This is a genomic window from Candidatus Acetatifactor stercoripullorum, assembly GCF_944382095.1.
GTDB lineage: Bacteria > Bacillota > Clostridia > Lachnospirales > Lachnospiraceae > Acetatifactor > Acetatifactor stercoripullorum.
In genome coordinates this window covers 87,822-96,659 of record NZ_CALWMU010000006.1, presented here as the reverse complement: position 1 = coordinate 96,659, position 8,838 = coordinate 87,822, and the positions used below count along the sequence as shown (strand labels likewise).

Annotated in this window: 10 protein-coding genes and 2 pseudogenes; all 12 read left to right on the top strand. The window is 43.8% G+C overall.

The window, feature by feature from the left end; translation table 11 throughout:
- Positions 1–465 (top strand): tyrosine-type recombinase/integrase (locus SHK35_RS03240; RefSeq protein ID WP_318708556.1); only part of this gene is annotated, 465 nt, incomplete at its 5' end.
- Between the two features lie 54 nt (positions 466–519).
- Positions 520–822, top strand: coding sequence for a type II toxin-antitoxin system RelB/DinJ family antitoxin (locus SHK35_RS03235; protein WP_176694763.1), 303 nt, complete (start codon positions 520–522; stop codon positions 820–822).
- Positions 822–1,142 carry a type II toxin-antitoxin system RelE/ParE family toxin gene (locus SHK35_RS03230; RefSeq protein WP_015553868.1) on the top strand — a complete coding sequence of 107 codons (321 nt, stop codon included), beginning with the start codon at positions 822–824 and terminating at the stop codon, positions 1,140–1,142. The genes SHK35_RS03235 and SHK35_RS03230 overlap by 1 nt, the downstream gene beginning before the upstream one ends.
- A 138-nt stretch (positions 1,143–1,280) precedes the next feature.
- Entirely contained in the window at positions 1,281–1,847 is a 567-nt protein-coding gene (locus SHK35_RS03225) for a TetR/AcrR family transcriptional regulator (RefSeq protein ID WP_318708550.1), read from the top strand.
- A gap of 1 nt (position 1,848) precedes the next feature.
- Entirely contained in the window at positions 1,849–2,544 is a 696-nt protein-coding gene (locus SHK35_RS03220) for a CPBP family intramembrane glutamic endopeptidase (protein ID WP_318708548.1), read from the top strand.
- Between the two features lie 460 nt (positions 2,545–3,004).
- Positions 3,005–4,339 carry a hypothetical protein gene (locus tag SHK35_RS03215; RefSeq protein WP_318708547.1) on the top strand — a complete coding sequence of 445 codons (1,335 nt, stop codon included), beginning with the start codon at positions 3,005–3,007 and terminating at the stop codon, positions 4,337–4,339.
- A 162-nt stretch (positions 4,340–4,501) separates the two neighbouring features.
- A pseudogene (locus SHK35_RS03210) lies at positions 4,502–4,894 on the top strand (transposase); the annotation flags it as partial.
- 195 nt (positions 4,895–5,089) lie between these two features.
- Positions 5,090–5,224, top strand: a pseudogene (locus tag SHK35_RS03205) (site-specific integrase); the annotation flags it as partial.
- A 418-nt stretch (positions 5,225–5,642) separates the two neighbouring features.
- Positions 5,643–6,092, top strand: a complete 450-nt coding sequence (locus tag SHK35_RS03200; protein ID WP_318708545.1) for an Hsp20/alpha crystallin family protein — start codon at positions 5,643–5,645, stop codon at positions 6,090–6,092.
- 48 nt (positions 6,093–6,140) lie between these two features.
- Entirely contained in the window at positions 6,141–6,593 is a 453-nt protein-coding gene (locus SHK35_RS03195; RefSeq protein ID WP_318703902.1) for an Hsp20/alpha crystallin family protein, read from the top strand.
- A 154-nt stretch (positions 6,594–6,747) separates the two neighbouring features.
- A complete protein-coding gene (locus SHK35_RS03190) occupies positions 6,748–7,422 on the top strand; it encodes a response regulator transcription factor (protein ID WP_318703900.1) in 675 nt (224 codons plus the stop codon).
- Positions 7,423–8,835 carry a sensor histidine kinase gene (locus tag SHK35_RS03185; protein ID WP_318708543.1) on the top strand — a complete coding sequence of 471 codons (1,413 nt, stop codon included), beginning with the start codon at positions 7,423–7,425 and terminating at the stop codon, positions 8,833–8,835.
- The last annotated feature ends 3 nt before the right edge of the window (positions 8,836–8,838 follow it).

Genomic DNA, 8,838 nt, shown 5'->3' with positions numbered 1-8,838 from the left:
GCAATGATTGATTTTCTGCTTTCAACAGGAATTAGAGTAGGCGAATTGGTAAGGCTGAACATTGATGATATAGATTTCTCTGAGCGGGAATGCGTGGTTTATGGCAAAGGAGACAAAGAGAGGAAAGCATATTTTGATGCTAAGACCAAAATTCATTTGTTGAATTATATTGAATCAAGGACAGATAATAATATAGCGTTATTTGTGTCGTTAAACAAACCACACAGTAGACTTACTGAAAGCGGTGTGGAGTTACGATTACGAGAAATGGGGAAGAAGTTAGGTGTAGAAAAGGTACACCCACATAAGTTCAGAAGGACTATGGCCACCAGAGCAATTGAGAAAGGTATGCCGATTGAACAGGTACAGAAAATTCTGGGACATGAGCAAATAGATACAACGCTCAGATATGCAATGGTTAATCAAAACAATGTGAAGCTATCGCATCGAAAATATATTTCATAGATTGACTTGTAACGCAAAAGACGTTACAATAAAAGAAAGATGGAGGTGTATTCTATGGGAAAAACAGCAACATTAAATATAAGAGTAAATCCAGATGTAAAAGAAAATGCAGAAAGTGTATTGGCACAATTAGGGATACCAATGGCTACTGCTATAGATATGTATTTAAAACAAATATCATTAGTAGGAGGAATTCCCTTTTCTATTGTATTACCAAAAGCAGCTAATTCAGTGAATGCAGATATGATGTCTGCTACACAGATTCATCAAAAGTTAGAAAAAGGATATGCCGATATAGAGAAAGGAAATGTTGAGGATGCAGCTAGTGCGTTTGTGGCATTTAGAGAGAGGCATTAATGAAGCAATATAAGGTAGAGATTACAAAAGAAGCTTTGCAGGATATGGAAGATATATACAATTATATTGCTATAGATTTGCTTGCTCCGGATAATGCAATGGGGCAATATAATCGCATTGCTGATGAAATACTTACATTAGACACTTTCCCGGAACGATTTAGGATTATGGATTCTGAGCCGGAAAAGAGAATGGAGTTGCGTAGAATGCTCGTCGATAATTATTCAGTGTTTTACACAATCCGTGACGAAAGGGTAATTGTAACGGATGTGTTATACACGGCATCTGATATAGAAGCACGTTTGAGAGGCGAGCTATAAAAGCACGCGTTTATTTGAATTTTCACTTTTGCTTATTTCGTAGAGTATGTACTGTTTTTGTACATACTTTATTTTAGTATTGACAAACGCCAAAATATAATGTATGTTATATAACAAGAATTATAAAAGGAGATTATCATGCCACCAAAAGCAAAAATAACAAAAGAAATGATAGTGGACACTGCTTTTGAGATTGTGCGAAAGGAAGGTGCAGACAAAGTGACTGCCCGAAGTATTTCAGAGCAGCTAAACTGTTCCACACAGCCGGTACTGTATTATTTTTCAACTGTGGAAGATATTAAAAAAGCAGTGTATATAAAAGCGGATGAGTATCACTCGGCTTATCTTTTGGATGTTGAGATGACTTGCGAAAATCCTATGCTGGCAATAGGTATAAATTATATTAAATTTGCCATAGAAGAAAGAAACCTCTTCCGTTTTTTATTTCAATCAAATGAGTTTTCGGGAGTTAGTATACTGGAACTATTAGAAACGGAAGAATTGTTCCCCATGCTTGGTATGCTACAGAATGAACTGGACATATCAATGGAGGCTGCAAAGGAGGTTTTTAGTATATTATTCATTTTTTCCCATGGGTACGCAAGTTTATATGCCAATAATACAATGCTCTATAATGAGCAGGATGTAATAAGGGCACTTGATAAAATATTTGAAGGAGCAGTTTGTACTGTGAAAGGAGACTAAGATGAAAAAGATATTTGAAAAGCATGAAACTTTATGTTGTATGTTATTAATCGTTTTGTATGTGGTAGTTAATTCTTATTGTATGCAAAATTTTGGAACGGCAGATTATAGAAGTGCAATTGTAAACACCCTATTTTCTGTGGCATTGTTAGCACTGGTTATCAGCCTGAAACGTGTATCTTATTATGGATTAATCAAGGTGGAAAAGGTAAAGAAATATCTATATTTTTTCCCCTTGCTATTGATTATATCTGTTCAACTGTGGACTGGTATTAATATCAATAACACGCCTAGCGAAATTTTATTTCATATAATATTCATGATTAATGTGGGCTTTTTGGAAGAAATGATTTTTCGTGGATTTCTTTTTAAGATGATGGCAAAAGACAATTTAAAAAGTGCCATTATCGTTAGTGCTATTACTTTTGGAATGGGACATATTGTGAATTTGTTAAATGGGGCAAGTTTAATTTCCACATTAATGCAAATTTGCTACGCAACAGCAATCGGATATATATTGGTTATTATTTTCTATAAGAGCAAATCACTTGTTCCGTGTATTATCACACATGCAGCATTTAATGGTTTGAGCATATTTAGTGAGGGAAACAGATTGTTGTCGTACATAATAACTGTATTTATAATTGTTGTTTCGCTGAGTTATGCTTTTTATATAAATAGAAATATTGAAGAATAGGAATTGCATTTAATTGGAATGCAAGCGAAACTTTCAGTAAGCAGGTGTGTTTAACTGAGAGATGAATTTTAATTTTACGGAGGTGTGCACGCCTGATCTGTGTCTGGCTTGACATAATATCGATATAAATTTTATGACGGGAAATTTGATCAGGCAAAGCGCCGCTTTCCACAAGGAGAGCGGCGCTTTTTGGCTGTTTGGAGAGATGGCGCACATACGAACCCCCGTTTTGGAGAGAATGGCACACATGTGAACTACACAGCCGCCGCCCTTTTTTATATAATCAGACAGTAACATTATTGCAATTCTGCCAAGGCAGTTTTTGCGATGGACTTTCCGGGCAGGGCAGGTTTTTTACGGCGGTTTATCCGGCGGGCTGCGCGGAACAGCCGCTGGAAGCGATCCGGAATTATTGGCGCTGATTCCCGGATTTAGTCAAAACAAAAGGAGGCAAACCAAAATGAAAACAAAAAAGAGCAAACGAAAGCTAAGGCTCGGGGCGTTGCTGCTCAGCCTGTGCCTGATCATGGGGCTTATGCCTGCGACGGTGTTTGCGGCAGACGCAATCACTTTGCCGGTGCGAACCCTTGAGGAAGGGGAGATGGATTATTCTGCGGCGCCGGAACTTACCGCGGCTTTTATACCGGATGTTGCTGTTTCCGTGGGAGAATTTAGCGAGTTTCAGGGACTTGCCATCGATTATGTGAATCCTATGAATCCGGAATGGTACGGTCCGGTCAGCGAGGGCTATGATATACAGGTAGAATACACTGTTGGCATTCCTCTTGAGGGCTACAGCGAGTCAAGTCTCAGCGGAACGCTGACCGTTCCCCTGCCGGAAGGGTATGACGGCTCTTCTGCCCGTATTAAGGGCGGAGCAGCGGCGAGCAGCTATACGGCAGCCACCGTCAGTTTCCCGATAACGCTTGAAGCAGAAATGGATTACGGTACAGCGTCGATGTTTGGATTGCTGATTGAATACAAGGCGGCGCAGGCTGGCAGCGATACTACCCCGACGCCTGATGATAGTGAGACAGAGGGCGATTCCACGGACAGCGGCGACACTACCCCGACGCCTGATGATAGTGAGACAGAGGGCGATTCCACGGACAGCGGCGACACTACTCCGGCGCCTGATGATAATGAGACAGAGGACGGTTCCCCGGACAGCGGGGACGCCACGCCGGCTCCTGACAATCGTGAGGAAACGAACGCTTCTCCCGCAAACCGGGAAGTGGTTCTGGATTGGAACAGTGTACAGAACGAGGTACAGACTAAGGTGGCAGAAGTGGCTGCTAACAGCAGCATTGAAAATGTGAACATGAATTTTGTGAGCAATGTGGACACCCAGGTGCCTGTTCAAGTCCTTAACAGCATTCAGGGCAAGTCAGTGACGCTTGCGTTCCACAGCGGTAATGGCGTGGCATTGAGCGTCAGCGGGGAGAATCTGAAAAATGTGGATCTGTCACAGATCCAGACGCTTGATCTGACAACTGCCAGTGATGTGAATAAGATACCGGATAGCCTGGTAGCGTCCAAAAATGCCGTCGCGAGCCGTCAGGTTTCTGCAAAAGCTGCAGGCGAATACAGTGTAGACGTCAATCTGCATGTGGGAATGGGCAGTGAGAATGCCGGGAAATATGCACATTTGTACCGGTATGATGAAACTGCTAAGGCATTGGAATACTGTGGTTCCTTCCAGATCGTCAAGAATGGTCAGGCAATGTTTGCTCTGGACAGAGGCGGCGAATATCTGGTGACGGTTACAGCAGATATGATCAGCGAGAATGTATGATAGAAAATACGATAAGCAGGAAAAACAGGCTCTGCTTCTAAAGCCTGTTCGATTGCAGATAAGATGGGGCTGTCGCACTAAATAATTAGTGCGGCAGCACTTTTTTTCAGAGAATAAGAGCCAGGTCTGTGCAAGGCCTGGCTCTTGGTGTAAAATTTATTTATGCGACTAAATAAACTATTACAGAAAGATTATACATTATCTTCTCTGTACTATCAAATTAAACTTCCGCTGGATGTGGAAATTTTGATCCCGGCAGATGATCCGGTCCGTCTTCTGAGTGCATTTGTGGAGGGAATGGAACTCAGCGATCTTTATCAGACTTATGGAAGGATAAAGAAAAATCAGGCGACACCGAGACAGCTGTTTAAGATCATGGTCTATGCCAGCATGAACCGGCTCTATTCCAGCCGGGATATCGAAACTGCATGCCGCAGGGATATCAACTTCATGTACCTTTTGGAAGGAAAACCAGCACCTGACCATGCAACCTTTGCACGTTTTATTTCTCTGCATTTTGCGCAATGCTCGAAAAAGACATTGGCCGAGGTTTCGTGATGCCACTTATTTGTGCTTGAAAAGGCAGAACTTACACTGATTGATATGCTGTCTAAAACGAAGAAAGTTATTACAACTCCTCCTCCCGTGCTTTGTAGTGTAGCTTCTTACAAGCAATTTTACAGCAAAAAGTAGAGAGTTGAAATACTTTCATTACTATTTGTGCCGCCAGCCAAAGGCGGCGGAATGGAGATTGATATGAAAGTAGTGCAGTATATCATGGGACACGCCAACATTGGCGTGACGATGGAAGTCTACAACCATATCACAGAGCGGGCAAGGATTGAAAATGAGATTGCCAAAATGGACGCTGTTCAGGTAGTGTAGGAAATCCGCCATGCACCTCACGAACAAGTTCGTTCGGTCACGGCTGTCGCCGTATAGGTTTAATCCCGAAATTGCCCTTTTGTGAGCAAGCTCCCAACGGGCATTCCGGTCTTATCCCTGCATGGCTCGTAGTTTGCATGAAAATGGTGTAAATGTGGTGTAGTAGACCAAAAAACAAGGGAATTACGAAAAGAAAAACCGGCGTGAAGCCCGTAAAATCAAGGGAAATCGGGACTTCACAATTTTTTCACAAAATTATTAGCACTCACCTCTTGACAGTGCTAACAATGAGTGTTATAGTACACTTAGAACAAAGGAAAGGGATAAAAAGAAAAAGTCCCGATCCGATGCAGTAACACGACACCTCGGATTTCTCCGATAGTGCTAAAAGATTTAGTTATGGAAGGAGATATGACTTATGTTGAGACCTAGTATTTTTGGAGAAGATTTATTTGATGAAATGATGAGTTTTCCTTTTGGGGATGAATTTTTTGGGAAGAAGAATCCGTTGTACGGCAAGAATGCAAAGAACATGATGAAGACGGACGTAAAAGAGCTGGATGATGGCTATGAAGTAGACATTGATCTGCCAGGCTTCAAGAAAGAGGAAGTAAGCGTTGAGCTGAAGGATGGTTATCTTACCGTTTCCGCAGCCAAGGGACTTGATAAGGATGAAAAGGATGAAAAGTCCGGAAGGTACATCCGCAGAGAGCGTTATGCGGGCAGCATGAGCAGGAGCTTCTATGTGGGTGAGAACGTGACGCAGGATGAGGTGAAGGCAAAATATGAGAATGGTATTTTGAGGCTGAGTGTTCCCAAGAAGGAAGCAAAGGTCGTTACCCAGAATAATTACATTGCCATTGAATAAAATCTGAATTGTGAAAGAAAATAGAGAGAAGAAAAGGAGAGATGACTTATGTTGATGCCTAGTGTTTTTGGAGAAAATTTATTTGATGATGATTGGTTTAACTTCCCGTTTGAAAGCGAATTTTTCGGCAGGAAAAATCCCCTGTACGGCAAGCGCGCTCAAAACATTATGAAAACGGATATCCGCGAGACGGATGAGGGCTATGAGCTGGATATTGACCTGCCCGGCTTTAAGAAAGAGGAAATCAATGCAAAGCTGGAGAATGGTTATCTGACTGTTACCGCCTCCAAGGGGCTTGACAAGGATAAACAGGATAAAAAGGGTAAATATATCCGTCAGGAGCGTTATGCAGGCAGCATGAGCAGAAGCTTCTACGTGGGCGAGAATCTGCGTCAGGAGGACATCAAAGCGAAATACGAGCACGGCATTTTGAAGCTGTGTCTGCCCAAGGAGCAGCCCAAAGCTGTGGAAGAGAACAAATATATTGCAATCGAAGGCTGAGACTGATACCTTAAAAAGTGATTCCCTTGGGGAGGAGGAGACTTCTCCCCAAGGGAATTTTTGTCTCAGGAATCAGATTTAAAAATGGACTTTGGGAAAGCTTTTTTATATAATAGGCTTAAGATGTGTGTGATCAGAATACGGAGGGATGGCAATGAGAATACTGCTTGCTGAGGATGAGAGAGATTTGAATCGTATCATCAGGCAAAAGCTTACATCGGACGGGTATGGTGTGGACAGCTGCTTTGACGGTCTTGAGGCTTTGGAGCATTTCAGAAGTATAACGTATGATGCAGCTATTTTAGATGTCATGATGCCGAAAATGGATGGCATCACATTGCTTAAGAAAATCAGGCAGGAGGGAAATCAGACGCCGGTGTTAATTTTGACGGCCAGAGATGCGGTATCCGACAAGGTGACCGGCCTGGACAGCGGTGCAAACGATTATCTTGTAAAGCCCTTCTCCTTTGAAGAGCTGGGAGCCAGGCTGCGGGCGATGACCCGCAGCGCCTTCGGAGAGTCGAGCAGTGTGCTGGCTGTGGCGGATTTGACCCTTGACACCGCAACCCATGAGGTAAAACGGGCAGGCAGGGAGATCACTCTTTCGGCTAAGGAATATGCACTGCTGGAATACCTGATGTACAACAAGGGAGTGGTGCTGTCAAGGGAAAAAATTGAGGATCATATTTGGAATTACGACTATGAAGGCGGCACCAATGTGGTGGATGTATATATCAGCTATCTGCGCAAAAAAATTGACAGCGGCCATGAGACAAAGCTGATTCATACTCTGCGGGGCAGAGGCTACGTGCTGAAGGAAGGACTGTAAATGAAAAGACTGTCCATAAGATTAAAAGTGACCATTTGGTTTGCAGCGGCCTTGTTTTTAAATGCCGTTTTGCTGTTCGCAGCCGTTTTGTCTGTGAGTAACTCTGTGATTCAAAAAACCATACGGGACAATCTGGTAGAGACGGTGATGGACAATGTGGACGAGATTGCGTTTTTTCAAGCCGGGGACATGAGCCGGTATGCAAACGACTGGGATCACTATATTGTTTACGGCAGCGGCTTTCTGGAGATTGATGATGATTTCCTTGACGCGGTAAACGGGGTATACACTTCACTGATGAATGTGGACGGCAGCCTGCTGTATGGAGAAAATCCGATTCTTAAGGGAACAACAGAACTGGAGCTTTTGGACGGAGAGATTCAGAGACTGCGGGTGGAGGGAACGCTGTACTATGTTTATGACAGAGAGCTTACAAGACAGGGACTGGAGGGCTTATGGCTTCGCGGAATTGTGTCGGAAACACAGGGAGAAGCACAGCTTTCCTCCATCGCCGGGCTTTCCCTGATTCTGCTTCCCGCTCTTGTAATTCTGGCTATTGTAGGCGGATACATGGTGGCGGGAAGGGCGCTTAAGCCCATTCAGAAGATTTCTGCGGCGGCAGCCCAGATACGCCAGGGAGGCGATCTGAAAAAAAGGATAGAGCTGGGTGAGGGCAAGGATGAGCTTCATGAGCTTGCAGATAATTTCAATCAGATGTTTGAACGGCTGGATGACTCCTTTGAAGCGGAGAGACGTTTTACCTCCGATGCCTCCCATGAGCTGAGGACTCCCATGTCGGTGATTATGGCCCAGTGTGAATATACGCTGGAAAAGCCAAGAAGTGTGGAAGAGTATCAGGAAGCGCTGGAGGTGATACGCAGACAAGGCAGCAGGATGTCTGGGCTGATTCGGGATATGCTGGATTTTACAAGGCTGGAGGGTAAGGCGGAGAGCTTTGGAAGGGAGATTGTGGATTTATCGGAGCTTGCCGCGTCGGTCTGCGAGGATATGGCACTGGTCCAGGAGAAGGGAATCCGGCTGACCAGCAGCATCAAGGAAGGCGTGCTTGTGGAAGGCAACAGAAGCCTGCTTTCCAGACTGCTTGTAAATCTGATTACCAACGCATACCGCTATGGAAGGGAAAATGGAGAAATCCAGGTCGCTTTGGAGGAGGACGAAAAGGAGATACGGCTTCTCGTGGCGGATAATGGAATCGGCATTGCCGACGAGGACCAGGAAAAAATTTTTTCCCGGTTTTATCAGGTGGACGCTTCCAGGACAGGCAGAGGCAGCGGACTTGGGCTTTCCATGGTGCGGCAGATTGCCCAGTTTCACGGCGGGCAAATCACGGTAAAAAGCCGATTAGGAGAGGGAAGCTGCTTTATTTTTTCCATTCCGAAAAAAAATATTTGATTC